We start from the raw sequence: 23515 nt of genomic DNA on the forward strand, positions 1-23515 counted from the left end.
TTAAAGGTCCACGCTGAAGGGCATGATGACCAGATCGCGGACCACCACGTTGTGCGGCCGGGTCAGCATGAACAGCACCGCTTCGGCGACCTCGTTGGCCTCCATCAGGGCACCCGACGCCTTGGCCTCGTCGAGCTTGGATTGCGGCCAGTCGCTGATCAACGCGGTGACCACCGGCCCGGGTGCCACCGCGCCGACGCGAATGCCATGTTTAATCAATTGCCGACGCAGGCTATGAGTAAAGGCCTGGATGGCATGCTTGGAGGCCGTGTAGATTGGCTCCCAAACCACCGGGATCAGCCCGGCGATGGAGCTGGTCAGCATGATGTCGCCGCTGCCCCGTTCGATCATGTGTGGCAGCACCGCCTGCACCGACCGGAAGGCGGCGTTGATGTTCAGGTTAAGCATGCGATCCCACTGATCTGGATCGCCATCCGCAACTTCGCCGCCGATGTAAGCGCCGGCGTTGGCGTGGAAGATGTCGAGCCGGCCGAAGCGCTCGAGGATCTGCGGCAGCATGGTCTTGACGCTGTCCGGATCAAGCAGGTCCACCACCACGGGAAAGGCGTTCGGGCCCAGCTCGACGCAGACCTTTTCCAGGCCTTCGCGAGAGCGGTCTATCAACGCCACCTGGGCACCGGCGGCGAGCATTTCCTTGGCGCACGCCAGGCCGATACCGGAGGCACCGCCGGTGATGGCGGCTACTTTCATGGATAGTTTCTGGTTCATGTGTTCACCTCTGCATTTCTGCATTCGAAAGTGGGGTGTCAGCGTCACGCCCGCCCGTGGACAGCCCGCGAACGGCGCGCCAGGGCGTCGATGATGACCGCGAGCGCCAGAACGGCACCGGTGATCATGTAGCGCAGCGCCGAGGACAGATCGAGCATGGTCAGGCCGCTGGCGATAGACTGGATAACGATCACCCCAAGCAGGGCGGAGTAGGCACTGCCGCGACCGCCGAACAGGCTGGTGCCGCCAATCACCGCCGCGGCGATGGCATTGAGGTTGACGTCACCGGTCCCCGCCTGCTGACTGGCCGAGGCCAGCCGCGCCGCGGCGAGGATGCCGCCCAGCGCGGCCAGGCTGGCGCACAGCACAAAGGCCGAGGTGTAGATGCGCCGCACATTGATACCGGCGCGGCGCGCAGCTTCGCGATTGCCACCCACCGCCATCAGGCTGCGACCCCAGCGGGTCCGGGTGAAGGCATAATTCATCGCCACCACCAGCGCGACGAAGAAGGCGAAGATCCACGGCACCCCACGATCCTGGTTGAGGTAGTAGGCGACAGAACCGAGCAGGACCGTCAGGGCCAGTGATTGCAGCGCCAGCCCGGCCAGTGAGGGCGACGACAGCTGCGCCTGGCGCCGCCGCGCCCGTTCCCGGTAGCCATTGACGAACCGCAAAGTGCCGGTCAGCCCCGCCAGCAGGTAGGCCAGAAGCGGCGGCAGGGTGTGGAGTTGGCCGAAGCTCACCAGGAAGGAGTCGTACGGCAGGTTGATGGAGCCGGCGTTACCAAGCACCTGAAGCTGCAATCCCAGCACCGTCAGCAGTCCCGCCAGAGACGCTACGAAGCTGGGCATGCCCAGGCGGGTGAACAGCAGCGAATAGAGGCTGCCGATCAGGGCACCCGCGACCAGGGCAGCAAGGATCGCCAAGCCCACCGGCCACCCCTGATTGACCCAGAGAACGCCCACCAGCGCTGACGCGAAGCCGCTGATTGAACCCACGGACAGATCGATCTCCCCCACCATCAGCACGCACACAACACCAAGAGAAATGATGCCCACGGTAGCGGCGTCGAACAGCAGGTTTGACAGGTTGGCGCTGGAGAGAAACACCGGATTCAAAACGCCGAAGGCGGTCCAGATCACCACCAGGCCGATCACCACGGGCAGCGGTCCGAGGTCTCCGGCGCGAATCCGCTCAGCCGTGGCCTTGAGGCTGGCGGCCAGGCCCACGGTCTGGTTGACGCGGCTGTCGCTCCGGTCGAGCAACGCCTCCGTTTCGTTGGTCTGGCTCATGACGGCTGCTCCTGAGTGGTTTCGAGGGTGGCAGCCTGACGACGCAGAGCGCGCCGCGAGACCGAATTGTCGTCAGCCCCGGTGATCGCGCCGATCAGCTCCTGGCTGCTCACGTCCGGGGCGAAAATACCGTTGTTGCGCCCAAGACGCAGCACGGCGATGCGATCGGCCACGGCCCGCACGTCTTCCATGTTGTGGCTGATGACCACCACCGCCAGCCCCCGGTCGCGCACCCGTTCGATGAGGTTGAGTACCTCGGCGGTCTGGGCCACGCCCAGAGCAGCGGTGGGCTCGTCGAGCAGGATGACCTTGGGTTCGAGCAGCAACGACCTTGCGATGGCCACCGTCTGCCGCTGCCCGCCGGAGAGCGCGGCGATGGGTAGCCGCACGCTGGGAATGCGCGCCGATAGTTCGCCCAGTAGCTTCCAGGTACGGACCTCCATGGTGGTCTCGTCCAGGGCCCACGGGTGCAGTTCGCGACCAAGAAACATGTTGGCCACGACGTCGAGGTTCTCGCACAGCGCCAGGTCCTGGAACACTGTAGCGATACCCAGCGCCTGGGCCTGGGCGGGACTGGCAAGGCTCACCGCCTGCCCGCCCACCTTAAGCGAACCGGAGGTGGGCTGGTGAACGCCAGAGATGATCTTGACCAGGGTGGACTTGCCGGCGCCATTGTCACCGACCAGGGCCACCACTTCGCCGGGATACAGGTCCAGGTCGATATCGGATAGCACCGAGATCGCACCGAAGCTCTTGCAGATACCACGCAAGCTCAATACGGGCTCGCGCGGGGCCGTCTGGCCGGGATGATCAGCCATGTTTGACTCCCTTGTATTGTTGTTGATGTCCAGCAGGACGTAAGAAGTCAGCGCGGGCTGAGCAAGGCGGCTGTCCGTCAATTACCGCGCTTGCCCCGCTCGCGCAATGGCATCAGGGCTTGATGCCCAGTTTCTGACAACCCGCGGCATAACGATCCGTGCACAGCTGGGCAGCGGTCTGGATCGGTTGGCCGGCCACACGTTGATCGATAATCTGCGCCTTCAAATTCTCGGCCGTGACCAGAGTCGGCACGAACAACCGCGACGGCGCGTCATACAGCGTGGTCTCAGGCTTGGGCGTCTTGCCAGCGATAAACTCGCCCGCAACATCAGCCGCCGCGCTGGCGACGATCTCGCTGGGCTTGGAGATGGTGTTGTACTGGTCGCCAGCAATGATCAGCTGTAGGCCGGCCACGGTGGCATCATTGCCGGTGATCGGCGGCACCGGACTCACCCCGGCCGCCTTAAAAGCAGCCACCGCACCGCCAGCGGTACCGTCGTTGGCAGCCACCACGCCCAGGATGCGCTTGCCGAAGCGGGTGATCTGGCCGCTGGCCCATTGCTGCGCCTTGGCGGGTGCCCACTCGGGCGTGTCGTAATCGGCGAGGATCTGATAGCCGCCTTCGGCAAGCCCGGCCATGATGCCCTTCTTGATCAGCCCCGCAGCGGCATCGGTGGGCGAGCCGCCGATCACAAGCAGGCCACCGCTCTGCGGATCGACCTTCTGCGCCTGCAGGTGCTGTACCAGCGAGGTGGCGATTGTCTTGCCAATCGCCTCGTTGTCAAAGGACACGTAGTAATCGACCGGCACCGAGGTCACCGGTCGATCGTAGGCGATGACCTTGACGCCACGGGCCTGCGCCTGACGGACCAGGGAGCCCGCCGCCTTGGAATCCACCGGATCGAGAACGATGACCTTGGCCCCCTGCGACAGCGCGGCGTTGAACTGCTGCTGCTGACGGGAGGCGTCGCCGTTGGCGTTCTGGTAAATCACTCGGCAGTCGGCACAGACCGTCTTCATCTGTCGCTGGAAGCCTGGCAGGTCGTGCTCTTCGTAACGGGTGGAACTCTGGTCGGGCATGAGGAAAGCCACCGGCGATGCCGCGGGCGGGGCCGCCTGCAGACCGGAGGCGGCCAGACTGGTGCCGACGGCAAATGCCAGCACGGTGCGGGAGAGCCGGGAGAGCTTGAAGATTCGCGCCATTTTCTTGTTATCCTTGGATAGGGCTTTGAACCGGGCTATTCGTAGACTGCGGCCCCGCCCGGTGGGTGGGGTGTGCTGCGGCTGGAGGCTCAGGATCGCTATACTCCCCTACCTGACGACACACACCCGACCGACGCCGATCACGAGATCCGACGAAAGATGGATATGGCCAGCGGCACAGCATTGCAGACCAGATTGCAATCCCATCGACGATGCTGCGTAAATTGCACAATCGATGGTGCAATAAGATTTACTCCTCGACTTCTACCACTGTCAAGTGACTTTGCGACCAATGGAAAAGCTCTGTGATGCCCCCTAGCAGCAAGAAGAAAGCGACCATCTACGATCTGTCTCAGCTTTCGGGCTCTTCCGCTTCCACCGTCAGCGCGGTGCTCAACGGCTCCTGGCGAAAACGACGGATCAAGGAGGCGACGGCGCAGCTCATCCAGTCTCTCGCTGACGAACATGGTTACAGCACCAACCTGCAGGCCCGTGGCCTGCGGCAGTCTCGTTCCGGCCTGGTCGGGCTGATGCTGCCGCTCTACGACAACCGTTTCTTTTCCGCACTGGCGCAAGGCTTCGAGGCACGCGTCCGGGCGCGTGGCCTCTGCCCGCTGGTCGTCAGCGGCTGCCGCGATCCGCAATTGGAGCTTAGTACCGTGGAGTCGCTGCTGGCCTACTCCATCGACGAGCTATTCATCGTCGGCGCTACCGATCCGGACAGCATCCACGGCGCCTGCGCGCGTGCCGGCGTGCGGCATCTCAATCTCGACCTGCCGGGTACCCTCGCCCCATCGATCACCAGTGACAACTACGCCGGCGCCTTCGAGCTGACGCAGGCAATCCTCAGCGAACTGGCGCCCATCAGCGACCTGTCATCGACGGATCTCTGCCTGTTCGGCGGCTACTCCGACTATGCCAGCCGGGAACGGATCGGCGGATTTCTGGCCGCCAAGCGAGCGCATTTCGGCGAAGCCACCAGCGACGACGTCTTCAGCGCCCCCGGCTATTCGCCAGCCATGACCCGCCAGGCCCTGACCGCTCACGTCCAATGCCATGGGCGGTTGCCTAGAGGGGTGTTCATCAACTCCACCATCAACCTGGAGGGCCTGCTCGGCGTGCTGCCGCAGCAGTCGACGGACCCTGTCGCGGACTTGGTGGTGGGCTGCTTCGACTACGACCCCTTCGCCTCTTTCCTGCCCTTCCCGGTCTACATGATGCGACAGAACGTCGAACGCATCCTTGAGCTGGCCTTTGAACTCATCGACCAACCCGAGCCAGAGGTTCGGCTGTACAAGGTCGCACCGATACTTGTATCACCACGCACGGCACTGCCCAGCTTGCTTGATGCATCCGCCCAAGACTATTGAGCTGGGCTATTTAAGCTGCAGGCGCGACTGGCTAAAGCAGGCTTGAATACCTGGACATGCCTGTCAAAGGACTGCGAAAAAGCAAACAACTGCGGGGCTATCTGCTCATAGAGCCTACCGACGTCTTCAGCGAGGTGCCCTATGTTCAAAGCGGTCTCGGCTGAAAATTTATCCTTGAACAAAAAAAAGCGTCCCTGGGGACGCCTTTTCTGTTGAGCTCAATCTTCAAGTCAGGCTTATACCTGGCTCAAGCTTGCTCGTCTTGCTTGTCATCGTCGTCATGCTTGAGTGCTGGCTTCATGCCTGGCTGAGGCGCGTGTTCAGCGTTGGGCGCAATTTCTTCGCCGTGGTTCTTTTTCTCTTGCTGAACTTTTTTGTCGTGGGCGACGTTACGTGGGTCGGTCATGGGAATTCCTTGATTGGGCAGAGGATTCAAGCACCCATCGACGTGATGCGTTGGCTTTGAGCGCCGGGGCAAGATTTGGAGTCAGACTGGGCGGAGGCGTTCAGTGCATTTCGCCGGCAGCACGCAACCACTCGCGCTCATCTCTGATGATCGACCCCGATCAACCAACGCTTCTAGCCGCTTGCTCAATATTGGAGCCCTGCCGCAAGTGTGCAGTTGACACGGTGTGCTGCCCGCAGAACACAAAACGTTCGCATTTATCCATCCTGCCAAGGTCAGATCCAGAGGATCCGTGCAAGCCCCTTCCCAATCCGTTCGGGTTCCATGCCTAAAGGACAATGTCATGGCGTCAATCGATAGCAAGGCCACCATCAACTACACCGTGCGAACAGGCCCGGGGACAGTGCAGGTCGACCCCTCCACGGGTGGCGATTCAAACTGGAGCATCATCCTTCAGCCTGACGGCAAAATCCTTGTCGGCGGTGAAAGCTTCCAGACTGCCATTGGCTACCCTGGCTCGCCGGGCGATGAAAGCTATGGCACGCGCGGCAGCTACACGGCGGTGCGACTTAACAGTGACGGCAGCCTGGACAACAGCTTCGGCCAGGAGGGAATTGCCCTCGTGCCCGGCAACCTGGACCCGGAAGATTATGCTTACTACGTAATGGCGGTACAGGCCGACGGTAAAGTGCTATCGGCGCAGCCAGGGCTTGGCGGTTTGAAAGTAGAGCGCTTTAACGTGGATGGCACCCTGGATACCACATTCGGCAATGGCGGTGCCGCGGGCCTTGATGTCCCGTTCGGCACCGATGGAATGGCTATTTACGCCACAGCAGATGGCTCGGTGTACGTCAGCCTTCGCGGCACGTCCCAGGCGATCGTGTTCAAGCTGGACAGCACCGGGGCGCCGGTCGAGGATTTCGGTGTCAACGGCGCACTTGTCCTCAACCCGACCGGGTATTACGGCACCGGTAATATCGCCACCGTTGTGCAGCCCGACGGCAGCGTATTGCTCGGCAGTTGGCTGTACGTGGGCGCCGACGGCCCTCACGACCCGGGCGATCCGGTTTATGCCGTTCAGCGACTTGCAGCTGACGGCAGCCTGGATACCGCGTTTGGCGTGGACGGCGTGGTGTACTTCGATACCGCGCTGGGGCTGGATTACCGCGCTGCGATAACCGTGCAAGCCGATGGCAAGATCATCGTGGCCGGCGAGAGTAACGACAATAACGCTTTCAACGTACTGCGGCTGAATGCGGATGGCTCGTTCGACAACTCCTTTAGTGACGATGGCAAGCTGACAATCCAGGTACCCCAAGGCGCGTCGAACTATGCCCACTCGGCAATCGTTCAGCCCGATGGCAAAATCCTTATCGCCGGAGACGTGATCACCCGTCTGAACGCCGATGGCAGCCTGGACACCACCTTCGGCAGCCAGGACGGCCAATACCACGTGGACGGATCCAGCCAGGCCAATCACCTGATTGGCAACGACACGGCCGAGATTATCCGCGGCCTGGGCGGAGACGATGTGCTGCAAGGCGGGGGTGGCCGTGACGTGCTGGCAGGCGGGACGGGCGCAGATATTTTCCGCTTCACCCAGATCAGCGACAGCTATCGTACCGCTACCGAAACAGGCAGCGACCGGATTCTGGACTTCGACGCCGCTCAGGACCGTGTCGATCTGATTGCGTTGGGCTTTACCGGCATTGGCGATGGCCACAATGGCACGCTGGCCATCCAGGCAAACGCCGAGGGCACCCGTACATACCTGAAGAGCTTCGATGCCGACGCCAACGGACAGCGCTTCGAACTGGCGTTTGAAGGCAACCTGACGGGGCAGTTGAACAGCACCAACCTGGTGTTCACAGCCCCCGTCGTCGAAGGAACGGCTGGCAAGGACGTAATCACGGGGAGCGCAATGTCGGAAGTCATTTATGGCCTTGCCGGCAATGACCGTATCGACGGCGGCAGAGGCTCGGATGTGATCATCGGAGGCGCAGGCGCCGACCTGCTGATCGGCGGCGACGACCCGAACCTTTCGGTCTATGGCCGTAATGGCATCAATGACGCTGACGTATTCCGCTACACGGCAGCCACTGACAGCTACCGCACGGACAGCCAGAGCTTTGTGGACCTGATTGTCCGGTTCGCAGACAACAACGACAAGATCGATGTGTCGGCGCTGGGTTACACAGGATTCGGTGACGGTACCGGCACTACGCTGAAGATGGCCTATAACACGGATCTGGACCGCACCTACCTCAAGGATGTGGAACCTGACGCTCAGGGCCATCGGTTTGAGATTGCCCTCACCGGCGACTGGACCCAGGATCTGCGCACCAACGATATGATTTTTGCGCCAACCGCGGAAGTGTCGCTGGTGGGTGTGGCTAGCGCGGCCACCCAATCAACAGACATGGTGTAAACCAGGCATAACTAATGCGGGATCGTGGGAAGCCGGGGTTCGCCTTGAGGCAGTTGTGCGTAGCCAGACAGCGTGCAAGCAGTCTTACAGGTGGGGTCATGCGTACGAAGTACTGATCGCTTCATGGGTGTTGCAGCTATAAACCCCAAACAAAAAAGGCGTCCCGAAGGACGCCTTTTCTGTTGAGCTCAAAACAACTGTTTTTGAGCTCTGATCTTCAACCCTGATACAGCTGGGCGAAAATGGTCGGGGTAAGGGGATTCGAACTCCTGACATCCTGCTCCCAAAGCAGGCGCGCTACCGGACTGCGCTATACCCCGATGATGCTAAAAAACACCTCCGAGGAGGCGTTTTCTATTTGGGTGACGCTTGTGGCGTCACTCCCTAAGATCCAGCCAGATACAAACTGACCAAAAATGGTGGGTCGTGTGGGATTCGAACCTACGACCAATTGGTTAAAAGCCAACTGCTCTACCAACTGAGCTAACGACCCAAATATGGTCGGGGTAAGGGGATTCGAACTCCTGACATCCTGCTCCCAAAGCAGGCGCGCTACCGGACTGCGCTATACCCCGACTGAAACTGCATTGAACCTTTCGAAATCTGGCTCCACGACCTGGACTCGAACCAGGGACCCAGTGATTAACAGTCACTTGCTCTACCAACTGAGCTATCGCGGAACTATCGATTTCAGATTCAACTTTACAACCTGTTGCCTTGAAACCAGCGTGCTGTTAACTCGTTGATTTCAATCTCATCGACCTTTGCGCTTCGTTTGTATCGTTGCGTTCACGTCTCTGAGGCGCGCTATTCTACAATTTTAAAAACACCTGTCAACCCTATAAATTGCTTTTTAAGACAATGATTTGCGATTTTTTCCCAGATCCCCTTTCAGGCCCGATTTTACTGCTGGCAGCATCCTCAGAAAAAAGGCCCTCGGCGAGAGGGCCCTCTATATAGAGCTGGCGAGCGCTATCAGGCAAACACGATCTCGTCGTCGACCACCTTGCCGGTGATGGTGGTACCGGGCATGAAGCTGCCCGAGAGGATCATCTGTGCCAGCGGGTTCTCGATCCAGCGCTGGATCGCCCGCTTCAGCGGCCGTGCTCCATAGACCGGGTCGTAACCGACGGCAATCAGCTTGTCCAGCGCCTCGGGGCTCAGGGTCAGCGCCAGCTCGCGCTCAGCCAGACGCTTGCGCAGGCGGCCCAGCTGAATATCGGTGATACCGGCGATCTGGTCACGCGCCAGCGGTTCGAAGATCACCACTTCGTCGATCCGGTTCACAAATTCCGGGCGGAAGTGCGTACCGACCGCATCCATCACCGCAGCACGTTGCGCTTCACGATCACCGACCAGTTCCTGGATCTGCGCCGAGCCCAGGTTGGAGGTCATGACGATCACGGTATTGCGGAAGTCCACCGTCCGCCCGTGGCTGTCAGTCAGGCGTCCGTCTTCAAGCACCTGCAACAGGATGTTGAACACGTCGGAATGCGCCTTCTCGACCTCGTCGAGCAGGATCAGCGAATACGGTTTGCGACGCACGGCTTCGGTCAGGTAGCCGCCCTCTTCGTAACCGACATAGCCCGGTGGTGCGCCGATCAGACGAGCCACGGAATGTTTCTCCATGAACTCGGACATATCGATACGCACCATCGCCTCTTCGGTATCGAACAGGAATTCGGCCAGCGCTTTGCAGAGTTCGGTCTTACCCACACCGGTCGGGCCAAGGAACATGAACGAACCGCTTGGACGATTCGGGTCGGAAAGCCCAGCACGCGAGCGACGTACGGCATTGGAGACCGCGACCACCGCTTCTTCCTGACCGATTACCCGGTTGTGCAGCAGGGTTTCCATGCGCAACAGCTTCTCGCGCTCGCCTTCCAGCATTTTCGACACTGGAATACCGGTCCACTTTGACACGACTTCGGCAATTTCTTCCTCGGTCACTTTGCTGCGCAGCAATTGGTTCTCGGGTTTGCCGTGCTGATCGACCATTTGCAGGCTGCGTTCCAGGTCCGGAATGATCCCGTACTGCAACTCGGCCATGCGGTTCAGGTCGCCACGACGACGCGCTGCTTCAAGTTCCTGACGGGACTGCTCTATTTTCTGCTGGATCTGCGCAGAGCCCGTTACTTCAGCTTTTTCCGAGGTCCAGATTTCTTCGAGATCGGCATATTCCTTTTCAAGGCGCACCACTTCTTCCTGGAGTTTTTCCAAGCGCTTGATAGCCGCTTCATCCTTTTCCTTCTTGAGCGCCTGAGCTTCCACTTTCAGCTGGATCAGGCGACGCTCAAGACGATCAAGCACTTCAGGCTTGGAATCGATCTCCATACGAATGCGGCTGGCCGCTTCGTCGATCAGGTCGATGGCCTTGTCAGGCAACTGGCGATCGGTGATATAGCGATGGCTCAGTTTGGCCGCGGCGATGATCGCACCGTCAGTAATGGCGACCTTGTGGTGCACTTCATAGCGCTCTTTCAGGCCACGCAGAATTGCGATGGTGTCTTCTTCGCTCGGCTCGTCCACCAGCACTTTCTGGAAGCGACGCTCAAGTGCAGCGTCCTTCTCTATATATTGGCGGTACTCGTTGAGCGTGGTGGCACCGACACAATGCAGCTCGCCGCGAGCCAGCGCAGGCTTGAGCATATTGCCAGCGTCCATCGAGCCTTCGCCTTTGCCGGCGCCGACCATGGTGTGCAGTTCGTCGATGAACAGGATGATCTGGCCTTCCTGCTTGGACAGTTCGTTGAGCAGCGACTTCAGGCGCTCTTCGAACTCACCACGGTACTTGGCACCGGCAATCAATGCGCCCATGTCCAGCGACAGCAAGCGTTTGCCGCGCAGGCCATCCGGCACTTCGCCGTTGATGATGCGTTGCGCCAGGCCTTCGGCGATAGCAGTTTTACCCACGCCAGGTTCGCCGATCAGCACCGGGTTGTTCTTGGTACGACGTTGCAAGACCTGAATGGTGCGACGAATCTCGTCATCGCGGCCGATCACCGGGTCGAGCTTGCCCTCTTCGGCGCGCTTGGTCAGGTCGACGGTGTACTTGTCCAGTGCCTGACGCGACTCTTCGATGTTCGGGTCATTCACGGCACCTTCGCCGCGCAGGTTGTTGATCGCGTTTTCCAGAGCTTTCTTGCTGACGCCCTGCCCCAGCAACAATTTGCCGAGTTTGCTGTTCTCGTCCATTGCCGCGAGTAAGACCAGCTCGCTGGAAATGAATTGATCGCCTTTCTGCTGTGCCAGACGGTCGGCCTGGTTAAGCAGGCGCGCCAGATCCTGCGACATGTTGACGTCGCCAGTGGGGTTCTGGATTTTTGGCAGTCGGTCCAGCTCTGCGCTCAGTTCCTTGCGCAAGCTGTTGATGTCGAAGCCTACCTGCAACAGCAGAGGCTTGATGGAACCGCCCTGCTGCTCAAGCAGCGCCTGCATCAAGTGCGCAGGTTCGATGGCGGGATGGTCGAGGCCAACGGCCAGCGACTGGGAATCGGATAACGCTAACTGTAATTTGCTGGTCAATCTGTCGATACGCATTAGTCACCTTCCTTTAATGCAGGCCGGAGCAATGAACACACCTATAACGAAAACCTGCTGAATAGCCAGTTAGATGCGGACGATTCTGCGCGTTTCAAGCGTGCCGTGGTTGATACAGATCAGACGTGTGTTCAGCCAAGCCTAGCTGGCCCGCGCAAAAGAGCCTGCAATCAGGCGTGATCAATCCAGATCAGCGAGGCGAAGCGGCCAGTGCGCGCGGCACGTCTGTAGGAAAAGAAGCGCGGATCGGTGAAGGTATCCAGCCCGCCGCCGTACACGGCAGAGATACCTTGGGCTGCCAGTCGTAACCGGGCGAGCGCGTAGATGTCGGCCATGAAACGATCAGGATTCGAACTGGCGACAAACGCAGCGGCTGTCTGCGGGTGGCTGGCGGTAAAGGCCTCGCGCACCTCGGGACCGACTTCGAACGACGGCTGACCGATGGCCGGCCCCAGCCAGACCATGATGTCTTCGGGAGCACTCTGCAGGCTGTCGGCCGTCGCTTCCAGCACCCCGGCCGCCAGCCCGCGCCAGCCGGCATGCGCGGCAGCCACACGCGTACCGTCACGACGACAGAACAGCGCGGGCAGGCAATCGGCGGTCATGATGGTGCAGGCGACGCCAGGCGTGCTCGTCCAGCTGGCATCGGCCTCGACGACGCGGGATGGATCGGCAGGTACGACGTCTACGCCGTGCACCTGCTTCAACCAGGCGGGCTGAGCCTTGAGACTGGAGGTCAGGCGCTGGCGATTGGTCGCCACGGCCTGCGGGCTGTCATCGACGTGATCGCCCAGATTGAGGCTGTCGAACGGGGCCAGACTGACCCCGCCCGAGCGGGTGGTGACGCAAGACTTGATCCGAGCTGGCGCAGGCCAGTCAGGTGTCAGCCAGTCATTCACCCGATGAACGCCTCGCGATCCTGCTTGAGCAGCGACAGCAACCAGACGAAATCATCCGGCAGTGGCGATTCCCAGCTCATGCGCTTGCCGGTGATCGGATGATCCAGCTCCAGGAAGCGGGCATGCAGCGCCTGCCGCGGGAACGTCTTGAGCGAGTCGACCATGGTCAGGCTGGCGGCTGGCGGAATGCGGAAACGACCACCATAGGCCGGGTCGCCGACCAACGGGTAGTTGATATGCGCCATGTGCACGCGGATCTGGTGCGTACGGCCGGTTTCCAGCTTGACGCGCACATGCGTGTGCGAACGGAAGCGCTCCAGCACGCGGTAATGACTGACCGCCTGCTTGCCGCCTTCCATCACGGCCATGCGCTGACGCTGCTGGCCGTGACGACCGATCGGTGCGTCGATCTTGCCGCCTGCGGTCACCACGCCGATCACGATGCACTCGTAGATACGGCTGACACTGCGACTCTGCAACTGGGTAACCAGTTGGGTCTGTGCCTGAATGGTCTTGGCGACCACCATCAGACCAGTGGTGTCCTTGTCCAGGCGATGCACGATGCCGGCACGCGGAACATTGATGATGTCCGGCACATGGTGCAGCAAGGCATTGAGCAGCGTACCGTCGGCATGACCGGCAGCCGGATGCACCACCAGACCCGCAGGCTTGTTGATGACGAGGATCTGGTCGTCTTCATAGATGATGTCGAGCTCGATGTCCTGAGCAACCCATTCACCCTGGGCCTCCTGCTCGGCAATCAGCTCGAGAACAGCGCCACCATGCACGATGTCGCGGGGGCGCAATACGCCTCCGTCCACAGTCAGGCGGCCGTCCTTGATCCAGGCGGAAAGGCGCGAGCGCGAGTGCTCAGCGAATAATTGTGCGGCGACTTGATCGAGGCGTTGACCGCCCAATTCGGACGGCACCTCTGCGCGGAGTTCTATATTTTCGGACATGACCAGACTAGGTGGCGGCTAGCCTTTGGTTTCGGCAGCGCGCTTGTGGTTAAATACGGCGTCTTTTGTCCCGCCGGTATCGCGGGGCGCTCATCATAACAGGACGGCCCCGCCCAAGACAGCAGGCCGTTATAGGGACGCAAGCCGCCATGCAAGTGAAACACCTGCTGCTGATCGCCATCCTCGCATTGACTGCGGCCTGTTCGTCGAAGGAAGTCATCGACGAAAACCTCAGCGAAGTCGAGCTGTACCAGCAGGCGCAGGCCGACCTGGGAAATAACAGCTATAACAGTGCCACGGAGAAACTCAAGGCGCTGGAATCACGCTATCCGTTCGGTCGCTACGCTGATCAGGCCCAGCTCGAGTTGATCTACTCGAACTACAAGAACGGTGAACCCGAAGCAGCCAAATCCGCTGCCGAGCGTTTCATCCGCCTGCATCCACAGCACCCGAACGTCGATTACGCGTATTACATGAAGGGCCTGACCTCCTTCGATCAGGATGTCGGCCTGCTGGCGCGCTTCCTGCCGCTGGACCAGACCAAACGTGACCCGGGTGCTGCCCGCGACTCGTTCAACGAGTTCGCTCAGTTGACCAGCCGCTTCCCGAACAGCCGCTATTCGCCGGATGCCAAGCAGCGCATGATCTACCTGCGCAACCTGCTGGCCTCCTACGAAATTCACGTGGCCGACTACTACCTGACCCGTCAGGCCTATGTCGCCGCCGCCAACCGTGGCCGCTATGTCGTGGAAAACTTCCAGGAGACGCCATCGGTAGGTGACGGTCTGGCCGTGATGGTCGAGTCCTATCAGCGTCTGCACCTCGACGACCTGGCAGCCACCAGCCTTGAAGTGCTCAAGACCAACTACCCTAACCACCCGCAGTTGGCCGACGGCAAGTTCACCCCGCGTCAGGCCGAAGCCGACAACCGCTCGTGGCTGTCGAAAGCGACCCTTGGCCTGATCGACGGTAGCGCACCGCTGCCACCGGGCCAGACCCGTGCCGATCAGGACATCAAGAAGCAGTATCAGGACGCCAAGGACGCCATTCCGAAAGAGCTGTTGCCGGAAAATCAGGCAGAGCTGGACGAGCAGGCGGAAAAAGACGCCGAAGCGAAGGGCACCAAGAGCCGTTCGTGGTTCAGCTACATGACCCTGGGTCTGTTCGACTGATCTTCACGGCATTAAGAAAGAGGCCTTCGGGCCTCTTTTTTTATGCAGCACATTTATGCGCCGCAGCCACTGTGCGCCTGACTGTACCTTGGCTACACTGCGCCATCGTCAATCACTAAGCTGGTAGTCATGGTTCGCTTACTTATGTGGGCCGCGTTGATCGCGGCGGTGATCTGGTTCGTCAAGCGCCTGATCAATCCCCCCAAGCCGAAATCCCGTGCCGAGCCGCCTGAAATAGCGGCCACCCCGATGGTGCGCTGCGCACACTGTGGCGTTCATCTGCCTCAGGATCGCGCGCTGAGCCAGGCACAGCAATGGTATTGCAGCGAGGCACACCGCCTGGAAGGCCCTGCGGCACGTGACCGCTGACACGCCCTCGCTTGCCAGCCCACAGGCGCAAAGGATTCTGCGGCTTTACCACCTTTATCGACTGACCATCGGCGTGGTACTGGTCCTGCTGATTTCCAGCAGTCTGGAAACCGAACTGTTGCAACTGGCCAATCCAAACCTGTTCCGCTCGGGTTGCTGGCTGTATCTGGTGTTCAACATTCTGGTCGTCGTGCTGCTGGAGCGTCCCAGCCGTCAGGCGCAGCTGTTCAGTCTGGCAATGACTGACGCAATCATGCTCTCTGCGCTGTTCTACGCGGCGGGTGGCCCTTCCAGCGGCATCGGCAATCTGTTGATTGCTTCCGTGGCAATCAGCAATGTGCTGCTGCGGGGCCGTATCGGCCTGCTGATCGCCGCCGTTTCTGCCATCGGCATCATCTACCTGACGTTCTATATCAGCTTCGGTACACCGTCGGTTTCCAATGACTACGTGCAGGCCGGTTCTCTGGGTGCACTGTGCTTCGCCGCCGCACTGCTGGTGCAGGCGCTGACAGCGCGCATGCAGGTCAGCGAAGTGCTGGCCGAACAGCGGGCAGCGGATGTCAACAACCTTGAAGAACTCAACGCGCTGATTCTGCAACGCATGCGCACCGGCATTCTGGTACTGGATGCCAACCGCCAAGTGCTGCTGGCCAATCAAGGAGCCCTGACCCTGCTCGGCCACGAGCGACTGGTCGGCCAGGTTATCGACGCTTACTCGCCGCAGTTGGTGGAACGCCTGCGTCAGTGGCTCGTCAACCCGATCATGGTGCCGCGCAGCGTCACGACTTCACCCATCGGGCCGGTGCTGCAACCGAGCTTTGCCGCACTCAATCGTGGCGATCAGCGCCAGACGCTGATCTTTCTTGAAGACCTGTCGCAAATTGCTCATCAAGCGCAGCAGCTCAAGCTCGCCGCGCTGGGACGCTTGACCGCCGGGATTGCCCACGAGATACGCAACCCGCTGGGCGCAGTCAGCCATGCCGCACAGTTACTCAACGAATCTGAAGAACTCAGCGCAGCGGACCGACGCCTTGGGCAGATAATTCATGACCAGTCGGGGCGTATTGATCGGGTCATCGAAAATGTTCTGCAACTGTCACGCCGGCGTGAGTCGCAACCCGAATTGCTGGACCTGAAAACCTGGCTGGAAAACTTTGTTGCCGAGTTTCGCAGTGCCGCCATGGCCGGACAGTCGGTTCATGTTGAAATCAGCCCCGGAACACTGACAACCCGCATGGATTCCGGGCAACTGACCCAGATCATGACCAACCTGCTGCAGAACGGCCTGCGCTACAGCGGCAGAAATCATTCGTCAGCGCAGGTCTGGCTGAAGCTGCATCATGACCAACAAAGCGACTTGCCGATTCTTGAAGTGCAGGACGACGGGCCTGGGGTCAGCGAGCAACATTTGGCCAAGCTGTTCGAGCCGTTTTTCACCACGGAAAGCAAAGGCACCGGTCTTGGTCTATATCTGTCACGCGAGCTGTGCGAAAGCAATCAGGCGCACCTGGAATACGTCCCGCGGCAAGGTGGCGGCAGTTGTCTGCGCATAACCTTCGCCCACCCGTTCAAAACGAGCTGAGCATGAGCCAACGGCAAAAAATCCTGATAGTCGATGACGAGCCGGATATCCGCGAACTGCTGGAGATCACTCTGGGGCGCATGAAACTCGATACCCGATGCGCCCGCAATGTTGCCGAGGCCCACGACTGGCTGGCCCGCGAGCCGTTCGACATGTGCCTGACCGACATGCGTCTGCCCGACGGCAATGGCCTTGAGCTGGTCCAGCATATCCAGCACGGCTACCCCCATTTGCCGGTGGCGATGATCACTGCCCACGGCAACCTGGACACCGCGATTAACGCGCTCAAGGCCGGGGCTTTCGATTTTGTGACCAAGCCGGTTGACCTCGGCAGGCTGCGCGAACTGGTCAATAGTGCGCTGAGCCTGCCTTGCGCCCAGCCAGCACGCAGCATCGACAGCCGCCTGCTGGGCGACTCGCTGGCGATGCGTACCTTGCGCAACCAGATCGGCAAGCTGGCCCGCAGTCAGGCGCCGATCTACATCAGCGGCGAATCGGGCAGTGGCAAGGAGCTTGTAGCGCGGCTGATCCACGAGCAGGGCCCGCGCATCGACAAACCGTTCATACCGGTGAATTGCGGGGCCATTCCTTCCGAGCTGATGGAAAGCGAATTCTTTGGCCATCGCAAAGGCAGTTTCAGCGGTGCCCACGAAGACAAGCCTGGTCTGTTTCAGGCGGCACATACCGGGACGCTGTTTCTCGACGAGGTGGCCGACCTGCCGCTGGCCATGCAGGTAAAACTGTTGCGAGCCATCCAGGAAAAATCCATCCGCAGCGTAGGCAGCCAGCAAGAACAGATTGTGGACGTACGCATTCTGTGCGCCACGCACAAGAACCTGAATGCAGAGGTTGCGGCAGGCCGTTTCCGTCAGGATCTGTATTACCGGTTGAACGTGATCGAAGTGCGCGTCCCCTCATTGCGCGAGCGGCGCGAGGATATCGATCAACTGGCAGCCAGTGTTCTCCGAAGACTTGCCGGCAATGGCACGCAACCGGTGGCGCGCCTGAATGCGCAGGCGCTGGACACGCTGAAGAGCTACCGATTCCCCGGTAACGTGCGCGAACTGGAAAACATGCTGGAGCGCGCCTACACGCTCTGTGAAAACGATGAAATCCATGCCAGCGACCTTCGCCTTGCAGAGTCCGCCAGCCCCCAGGAGCACAACGGTCCTAGCCTGGCCGACATCGACAATCTTGAAGACTACCTGGAAAGCATCGAGCGCAAGCTCATTCTGCAGGCCCTGGAAGAAACCCGCTGGAACCGTACCGCAGCGGCAGAAAGGCTCAGCTTGTCCTTCAGATCGCTGCGTTACCGGCTGAAGAAACTGGGCCTGGATTGAGCGCTCCGTACGGCACAGCCTGACCGACTATCGTGCGACGCTCCGCGTCGGCATGCCATTTCTGGACGCTCTGCGTCCTATCCTGAATAAGCGGCGCGGCGCAGATTTGTGACGCAGAGCGTCACGCAAGGCATTCCCACGCTGGAGCGTGAGGAACGATAAGTGTCTGGGCAACGATAATCTCCACTATCGTGCGACGCTCCGCGTCGGCATGCCTTTCTGGACGCTCTGCGTCCTATCCTGAATAGGCGGCGCAGCGCAGATTTGTGACGCGGAGCGTCACCCCAGGCATTCCCACGCTGGAGCGTGAGGAACGATAAGTGTCTGGGCTAGGGCGCGAGGAACGATAATCTCCACTATCGTGCGACGCTCCGCGTCGGCATGCGTTTCTGGACGCTCTGCGTCCTATCCCGGTTGGATGTCGCATGCGTTGAGAGCGTAATGGTCGTGACCAATTCCCAACAATGTCACTTATTGTCCACTTACGCCAATGTCAGTAAGCTCCGCCTCATGAGCAAAAACATCAGCAATCCCGCAGCAGGCCGTGGTCCGGTGGACCATGAGATTCGTGATCAGATCGTGATTGCGGCCACCGAACATTTCAGCCAGTACGGTTACGGCAAGACCACCGTGTCCGATCTCGCCAGGGCTATCGGTTTTTCCAAGGCGTACATCTACAAATTCTTCGAGTCCAAACAGGCCATCGGCGAGATGATCTGCGCCCACTGCCTGAGTGAAATCGAGGCCGAAGTCAGCGCTGCAATCAGCCAAACTGACAAGCCACCGGAAAAGCTGCGACGCATGTTCAAATCAGTCGTTGAGGCAAGCATTCGCCTGTTTTCGCAGGACCGCAAGCTGTACGAAATCGCCACATCGGCAGCTACCGAACGCTGGCAGGCGACGCTGGTTTACGAGGAACACCTCAAGGCCACTCTCCGGGACATTCTGCAGGAAGGCCGACAGACCGGCGACTTCGAGCGCAAGACGCCTCTTGATGAAACGGTCATGGCGATCTATCTGATCATGCGCCCCTACATCAACCCGCTGCTGCTGCAATACAGCTTCGAGCACACCGACGAAGGGCCGAGTCAGTTATCCAGCCTGGTGCTGCGCAGCCTGTCGCCTTAACAAAACAACAGTTGTGACTATTGACTAAATTGGTCACTGGAATCAAAGTGCAGACACTGATCACTGCACATTGAGATTCCCATGCTCCGGCACCGATTCGTTTTGCTTGCTCTCGCCAGTGTTTTGCCGGCTGTCCTGACCGGCTGCAACGAAAAAACGCCAGCTGACCCGCGCACAGAAGCGCCACTGGTACGTGTTGCGAGCCTCCAGGAGGCCGGCCTGGAGCCCCGTTCCTTCACCGGAACCGTGGCGGCGCGGGTGCAAAGCGACCTTGGTTTTCGGGTGTCCGGCAAGGTGCTGGAGCGGTTTGTCGATACCGGGCAGGCCGTCAAGCGCGGTCAACCGTTGATGCGTATCGACCCAGCCGACCTGAAGCTCGCTGCCAACGCCCAACGCGAAGCAGTGAATGCGGCCAGAGCCCAGGCAAAGCAGGCCGCAGACGAAGAGATACGTTACCGAAGCCTGCGCAGCAGTGGCGCCATTTCAGCGTCAAGCTACGACCAGATCAAGTCGACGGCTGATTCGGCCAAAGCTCGACTCAGTGCAGCCGAAGCGCAGGCAGAAGTTGCTCTCAATGCAACTCGCTACGCAGACCTTGTGGCGGATGCCGACGGCATTGTCATGGAAACCCTCGTTGAGCCCGGTCAGGTCGTCAGTGCAGGGCAAGCCGTGGTACGCGTGGCCCACGCCGGACCGCGTGAAGCGGTTATTCAACTTCCGGAAAACCTGCGCCCCCGTATCGGCTCTATCGCCCAGGCCACGCTGTTCGGCAATCAGGACATCAGCGCCACGACACGCTTGCGACAGCTGTCGGACGTTGCGGACCGTCAGACCCGCACCTTTGAAGCACGCTGGATACTGGAAGGCGAGATGGCAAATGCCCCGCTGGGCACCACCATCACCGTGAAAATCCCCAGTGCAGATAGCGCCGGGCAAAGCACGTTGCGGGTGCCAATCGGCGCGCTGTATGACGCAGGCAAGGGACCGGGCATCTGGGTCATTCAAGGGGAACCAGCACAGGTTTACTGGACGCCAGTAGTGGTTCAGCAGCTTGATGACGAGCAAGCCAGCATCAGTACGCAGCTCAAGCCAGGCACACGAATAGTCGCACTTGGCGCGCACCTTCTGCACGAAGGCCAGCAAGTAAGAGTGACCGCTCAAGCGGCTTTGGCACAGAGCGCGCGCCCATGAGTAATGACCGTTTCAATCTGTCAGCGCTGGCCGTCCGCGAGCGCTCGATTACCCTGTTCCTTGTTTGCCTGATTTCGCTGGCCGGGATCATTGCCTTTTTCAAACTGGGCCGGGCCGAAGACCCGGCATTTACCGTCAAGGTAATGACCGTGGTGTCCGTCTGGCCGGGAGCAACCGCCCAGGAGATGCAGGATCAGGTGGCGGAGAAGATTGAAAAGCGCCTTCAGGAGCTGCGCTGGTACGACCGCGCTGAAACCTACACCAGACCGGGCATGGCATTCACCACCCTGACTCTGCTCGACAGCACGCCGCCGTCGCAAGTGCCGGATGAGTTTTACCAGGCGCGCAAGAAAATCGGTGATGAGGCCATGACGCTTCCGTCCGGGGTTATCGGGCCGATGGTCAACGACGAGTATTCGGACGTCACCTTCGCGCTGTTCGCGCTGAAGGCTAAAGGCGAGCCGCAGCGCGTACTGGCACGTGACGCCGAATCACTGCGCCAGCGCTTGCTGCATGTGCCGGGAGTGAAAAAGGTCAATATCGTGGGCGAGCAGCCCGAACGAGTCTACGTCGAGTTCTCTCACGAGCGCCTGGCAACGCTGGGTATCAGCCCTCAAACGGTATTTGCCGCGCTGAACGACCAGAACGCGCTGACTGCCGCAGGCTCGGTCGAAACCCGAGGACCGCAGGTATTTATCAGGCTCGACGGCGCTTTCGATGAGCTGCAGAAAATCCGCGATACACCTGTTGTGGCACAGGGCCGGACATTGAAGCTGGCGGACATTGCCACAGTAAAGCGCGGTTACGAAGATCCGGCGACGTTCATGATTCGCAACGGCGGCGAGCCTGCGCTGCTGCTGGGGATCGTCATGCGCGATGGCTGGAACGGGCTGGACCTGGGAACGGCACTGGACCAGGAAGTGGGCGCGATCAACGCCGAACTACCACTGGGCATGAGCCTTAGCAAGGTCACGGATCAGGCCGTCAATATCAGTTCGGCGGTCGATGAGTTCATGATCAAGTTCTTCGTCGCACTGCTGGTGGTCATGCTGGTCTGTTTTATCAGCATGGGCTGGCGTGTCGGTGTGGTGGTTGCTGCCGCCGTCCCGCTGACCCTGGCGGTGGTCTTCGTAATCATGGCCATGAGCGGCAAGAATTTCGACCGGATCACACTGGGCTCGCTGATCCTGGCACTCGGGCTGCTGGTAGATGATGCGATCATCGCCATCGAAATGATGGTGGTGAAGATGGAAGAAGGATACGACCGCGTCGCTGCCTCTGCGTATGCCTGGAGCCACACCGCCGCGCCGATGTTATCCGGCACGTTGGTCACCGCTGTCGGCTTCATGCCTAACGGCTTCGCGCGCTCCACGGCAGGCGAATACACCAGCAATATGTTCTGGATCGTCGGTATCGCGCTGATTGCCTCGTGGGTGGTCGCCGTGTTTTTCACCCCGTATCTGGGCGTGAAACTGTTGCCTGAGGTGAAGCAGGTCGAAGGCGGACACGCAACGCTTTACGACACGCCGCGCTACAACCGCTTCCGTCGGATTCTGGCGCGCGTCATTGCAGGCAAATGGCTGGTAGCAGGCTCGGTCATCGGGCTCTTTGTGCTGGCCGTGATTGGCATGGGACTGGTCAAGAAACAGTTCTTTCCAGTGTCCGATCGTCCTGAAGTATTGATCGAACTGCAGATGCCTTATGGCACCTCGATCTCTCAAACCAGTGCGGCCGCTGCAAAAGTGGAAAGCTGGCTGGCCGAGCAGTCGGAAGCCGGGATCGTTACCGCCTACATTGGTCAGGGTGCACCACGCTTCTACATGGCGATGGGGCCGGAATTGCCTGACCCGTCATTCGCCAAGATCGTAGTGCGCACTGACAGCCAGGAACAGCGTGAAGCGCTGAAACACCGATTGCGCCAGGCTATTTCCGAGGGGCTGGCTGCAGAGGCACAGGTAAGGGTCACGCAACTGGTCTTCGGCCCCTATTCGCCCTACCCCGTCGCCTACCGTATTGCCGGACGCGACCCGGAAACACTGCGCAGCATTGCGGCGCAGGTGCAACAGGTTCTGAACGCCAGCCCGATGATGCGCACCGTCAATACCGACTGGGGCACACGTACTCCGGCGCTGCATTTCACTTTGCAACAGGACCGTATGCAGGCCATGGGGCTGAGTTCCAGCCAGGTCGCTCAGCAACTGCAGTTTCTCCTGACAGGTCTGCCCGTCACGGCAGTGCGCGAGGATATTCGCACCGTGCAGGTCGTCGCCCGCTCGGCTGGCGAAACCCGACTCGATCCGGCGAAGATAATGGACTTCACCCTCACCGGCGTCGACGGGCAACGTGTTCCGCTGTCGCAGATTGGTACCGTTGATGTGCGCATGGAGGAACCGGTGATGCGACGACGCGACCGCACGCCGACCATCACTGTTCGGGGCGACATAGCCGACGGCCTGCAACCACCGGATGTGTCGACAGCCATAACCCGACAGTTACAGTCGATTATCGACAAGCTGCCCAGCGGCTACCGGATCGAGCAGGCAGGTTCAATCGAGGAGTCCGGCAAGGCCATGGCAGCGATGCTGCCATTGTTTCCGATCATGCTGGCAGTCACGCTGATCATCCTGATTCTTCAGGTGCGTTCGATATCCGCCATGGTCATGGTCTTCCTGACCAGCCCGCTGGGGCTGATCGGTGTGGTGCCTACGCTGATCCTCTTTCAGCAGCCATTCGGCATCAATGCGCTGGTCGGGCTGATCGCACTGTCCGGCATTCTGATGCGCAACACGCTGATTCTGATCGGCCAGATACACCACAACGAGCAGGCGGGGCTCGACCCGTTTCAAGCGGTGGTCGAGGCCACCGTACAACGTGCGCGCCCCGTGATACTGACAGCGCTGGCCGCCATTCTGGCCTTTATCCCGCTCACCCATTCGGTGTTCTGGGGCACGCTCGCCTACACGCTGATCGGCGGCACCTTTGCGGGTACGGTGCTGACCCTGGTGTTTTTGCCGGCCATGTACTCGATCTGGTTCAGGATCAGGCCGGATGGCAGCGGGCGACGCCTGGAGACACAGCCTGCCTGAGT

Annotated in this window: 17 protein-coding genes, 4 tRNA genes and 1 pseudogene; 10 read left to right on the forward strand and 12 right to left on the reverse strand. The window is 60.2% G+C overall.

All coding sequences use genetic code 11. The features are described 5' to 3' along the window. The 4 genes from AO068_RS14680 to AO068_RS14695 form a co-directional block, all read right to left on the reverse strand. Positions 1 to 729 carry an SDR family oxidoreductase gene (locus AO068_RS14680; RefSeq protein WP_058400326.1) on the reverse strand — a complete coding sequence of 243 codons (729 nt, stop codon included), beginning with the start codon at positions 727 to 729 and terminating at the stop codon, positions 1 to 3. Positions 730 to 773: 44 nt separating this feature from the next. Further along, a complete protein-coding gene (locus tag AO068_RS14685; protein WP_058408727.1) occupies positions 774 to 2021 on the reverse strand; it encodes a sugar ABC transporter permease in 1248 nt (415 codons plus the stop codon). Further along, positions 2018 to 2839 carry an ATP-binding cassette domain-containing protein gene (locus tag AO068_RS14690; protein WP_058408728.1) on the reverse strand — a complete coding sequence of 274 codons (822 nt, stop codon included), beginning with the start codon at positions 2837 to 2839 and terminating at the stop codon, positions 2018 to 2020. The genes AO068_RS14685 and AO068_RS14690 overlap by 4 nt, the downstream gene beginning before the upstream one ends. A gap of 112 nt (positions 2840 to 2951) precedes the next feature. Continuing rightward, positions 2952 to 4043 (reverse strand): ABC transporter substrate-binding protein, encoded by a 1092-nt coding sequence (locus AO068_RS14695; protein ID WP_058400324.1) that lies wholly within the window; start codon positions 4041 to 4043, stop codon positions 2952 to 2954. 308 nt (positions 4044 to 4351) lie between these two features. Between AO068_RS14695 and AO068_RS14700 the strand changes: the two genes are divergently transcribed. Continuing rightward, on the forward strand, positions 4352 to 5413 hold the full coding sequence (locus tag AO068_RS14700) for a LacI family DNA-binding transcriptional regulator (protein ID WP_058408729.1): 1062 nt from the start codon (positions 4352 to 4354) through the stop codon (positions 5411 to 5413). Between the two features lie 24 nt (positions 5414 to 5437). Beyond that, positions 5438 to 5577 (forward strand): annotated as a pseudogene (locus tag AO068_RS29280) (conjugal transfer nickase/helicase domain-containing protein); the annotation flags it as partial. Positions 5578 to 5660: 83 nt separating this feature from the next. Here AO068_RS29280 and AO068_RS29030 read toward each other — a convergent pair. Beyond that, positions 5661 to 5819, reverse strand: coding sequence for a hypothetical protein (locus tag AO068_RS29030; protein ID WP_005732296.1), 159 nt, complete (start codon positions 5817 to 5819; stop codon positions 5661 to 5663). Between the two features lie 343 nt (positions 5820 to 6162). On the opposite strand from AO068_RS29030, the gene AO068_RS14705 reads away from it, so the two are divergent. Further along, positions 6163 to 8247 (forward strand): calcium-binding protein, encoded by a 2085-nt coding sequence (locus AO068_RS14705; RefSeq protein ID WP_058408730.1) that lies wholly within the window; start codon positions 6163 to 6165, stop codon positions 8245 to 8247. A 243-nt stretch (positions 8248 to 8490) separates the two neighbouring features. Here AO068_RS14705 and AO068_RS14710 read toward each other — a convergent pair. From AO068_RS14710 to rluD, 7 genes are all read right to left on the reverse strand, one after another. After that, a tRNA-Pro gene (locus AO068_RS14710) sits at positions 8491 to 8567 on the reverse strand. Positions 8568 to 8664: 97 nt separating this feature from the next. Then, positions 8665 to 8740: transfer RNA gene (locus tag AO068_RS14715), tRNA-Lys, on the reverse strand. A gap of 5 nt (positions 8741 to 8745) precedes the next feature. Continuing rightward, positions 8746 to 8822 (reverse strand) — tRNA-Pro (locus AO068_RS14720). A gap of 29 nt (positions 8823 to 8851) precedes the next feature. Then, positions 8852 to 8927: transfer RNA gene (locus AO068_RS14725), tRNA-Asn, on the reverse strand. A gap of 295 nt (positions 8928 to 9222) precedes the next feature. Then, entirely contained in the window at positions 9223 to 11787 is a 2565-nt protein-coding gene (gene clpB, locus AO068_RS14730; RefSeq protein ID WP_058408731.1) for an ATP-dependent chaperone ClpB, read from the reverse strand. Between the two features lie 170 nt (positions 11788 to 11957). Continuing rightward, entirely contained in the window at positions 11958 to 12686 is a 729-nt protein-coding gene (gene pgeF / locus AO068_RS14735; protein ID WP_058408732.1) for a peptidoglycan editing factor PgeF, read from the reverse strand. After that, entirely contained in the window at positions 12683 to 13645 is a 963-nt protein-coding gene (rluD, locus tag AO068_RS14740; protein ID WP_005895286.1) for a 23S rRNA pseudouridine(1911/1915/1917) synthase RluD, read from the reverse strand. Before rluD ends, pgeF begins: the two co-directional genes overlap by 4 nt. 149 nt (positions 13646 to 13794) lie before the next feature. On the opposite strand from rluD, the gene AO068_RS14745 reads away from it, so the two are divergent. The 7 genes from AO068_RS14745 to AO068_RS14775 all read left to right on the forward strand — a co-directional run bounded on the left by AO068_RS14745 (position 13795) and on the right by AO068_RS14775 (position 23513). Next, positions 13795 to 14817, forward strand: coding sequence for an outer membrane protein assembly factor BamD (locus AO068_RS14745; protein WP_005733851.1), 1023 nt, complete (start codon positions 13795 to 13797; stop codon positions 14815 to 14817). A gap of 129 nt (positions 14818 to 14946) precedes the next feature. Beyond that, positions 14947 to 15186, forward strand: a complete 240-nt coding sequence (locus tag AO068_RS14750) for a PP0621 family protein (RefSeq protein WP_002551997.1) — start codon at positions 14947 to 14949, stop codon at positions 15184 to 15186. Next, complete coding sequence (locus AO068_RS14755; protein ID WP_058408733.1) at positions 15176 to 16768, forward strand: two-component system sensor histidine kinase NtrB; 1593 nt, start codon at positions 15176 to 15178, stop codon at positions 16766 to 16768. The genes AO068_RS14750 and AO068_RS14755 overlap by 11 nt, the downstream gene beginning before the upstream one ends. Positions 16769 to 16770: 2 nt before the next feature. Beyond that, positions 16771 to 18108 (forward strand): sigma-54-dependent transcriptional regulator, encoded by a 1338-nt coding sequence (locus AO068_RS14760; protein ID WP_058408734.1) that lies wholly within the window; start codon positions 16771 to 16773, stop codon positions 18106 to 18108. 510 nt (positions 18109 to 18618) lie between these two features. After that, positions 18619 to 19236, forward strand: coding sequence for a TetR/AcrR family transcriptional regulator (locus tag AO068_RS14765; RefSeq protein WP_058408762.1), 618 nt, complete (start codon positions 18619 to 18621; stop codon positions 19234 to 19236). Between the two features lie 81 nt (positions 19237 to 19317). After that, the gene (locus AO068_RS14770) at positions 19318 to 20427 is read left to right on the forward strand and encodes an efflux RND transporter periplasmic adaptor subunit (protein WP_058408735.1); all 1110 of its coding nucleotides are present in this window, start codon (positions 19318 to 19320) and stop codon (positions 20425 to 20427) included. Beyond that, positions 20424 to 23513, forward strand: a complete 3090-nt coding sequence (locus AO068_RS14775; RefSeq protein ID WP_058408736.1) for an efflux RND transporter permease subunit — start codon at positions 20424 to 20426, stop codon at positions 23511 to 23513. The genes AO068_RS14770 and AO068_RS14775 overlap by 4 nt, the downstream gene beginning before the upstream one ends. Positions 23514 to 23515: the final 2 nt, after the last annotated feature.

This window comes from Pseudomonas sp. ICMP 3272 (genome assembly GCF_001466905.1).
GTDB lineage: Bacteria > Pseudomonadota > Gammaproteobacteria > Pseudomonadales > Pseudomonadaceae > Aquipseudomonas > Aquipseudomonas amygdali.

Coding starts and splice junctions, on each gene's coding strand:
- AO068_RS14745 (WP_005733851.1), top strand. CDS start 13,795: ATGCAAGTGAAACACCTGCTGCTGATCGCCATCCTCGCATTGACTGCG.
- AO068_RS14750 (WP_002551997.1), top strand. CDS start 14,947: ATGGTTCGCTTACTTATGTGGGCCGCGTTGATCGCGGCGGTGATCTGG.
- AO068_RS14770 (WP_058408735.1), top strand. CDS start 19,318: ATGCTCCGGCACCGATTCGTTTTGCTTGCTCTCGCCAGTGTTTTGCCG.
- clpB (WP_058408731.1), bottom strand. CDS start 11,787: ATGCGTATCGACAGATTGACCAGCAAATTACAGTTAGCGTTATCCGAT.
- AO068_RS14700 (WP_058408729.1), top strand. CDS start 4,352: ATGCCCCCTAGCAGCAAGAAGAAAGCGACCATCTACGATCTGTCTCAG.
- AO068_RS29030 (WP_005732296.1), bottom strand. CDS start 5,819: ATGACCGACCCACGTAACGTCGCCCACGACAAAAAAGTTCAGCAAGAG.
- AO068_RS14690 (WP_058408728.1), bottom strand. CDS start 2,839: ATGGCTGATCATCCCGGCCAGACGGCCCCGCGCGAGCCCGTATTGAGC.
- AO068_RS14695 (WP_058400324.1), bottom strand. CDS start 4,043: ATGGCGCGAATCTTCAAGCTCTCCCGGCTCTCCCGCACCGTGCTGGCA.
- AO068_RS14685 (WP_058408727.1), bottom strand. CDS start 2,021: ATGAGCCAGACCAACGAAACGGAGGCGTTGCTCGACCGGAGCGACAGC.
- AO068_RS14705 (WP_058408730.1), top strand. CDS start 6,163: ATGGCGTCAATCGATAGCAAGGCCACCATCAACTACACCGTGCGAACA.
- rluD (WP_005895286.1), bottom strand. CDS start 13,645: ATGTCCGAAAATATAGAACTCCGCGCAGAGGTGCCGTCCGAATTGGGC.
- AO068_RS14680 (WP_058400326.1), bottom strand. CDS start 729: ATGAACCAGAAACTATCCATGAAAGTAGCCGCCATCACCGGCGGTGCC.
- AO068_RS14760 (WP_058408734.1), top strand. CDS start 16,771: ATGAGCCAACGGCAAAAAATCCTGATAGTCGATGACGAGCCGGATATC.
- AO068_RS14775 (WP_058408736.1), top strand. CDS start 20,424: ATGAGTAATGACCGTTTCAATCTGTCAGCGCTGGCCGTCCGCGAGCGC.
- AO068_RS14765 (WP_058408762.1), top strand. CDS start 18,619: ATGAGCAAAAACATCAGCAATCCCGCAGCAGGCCGTGGTCCGGTGGAC.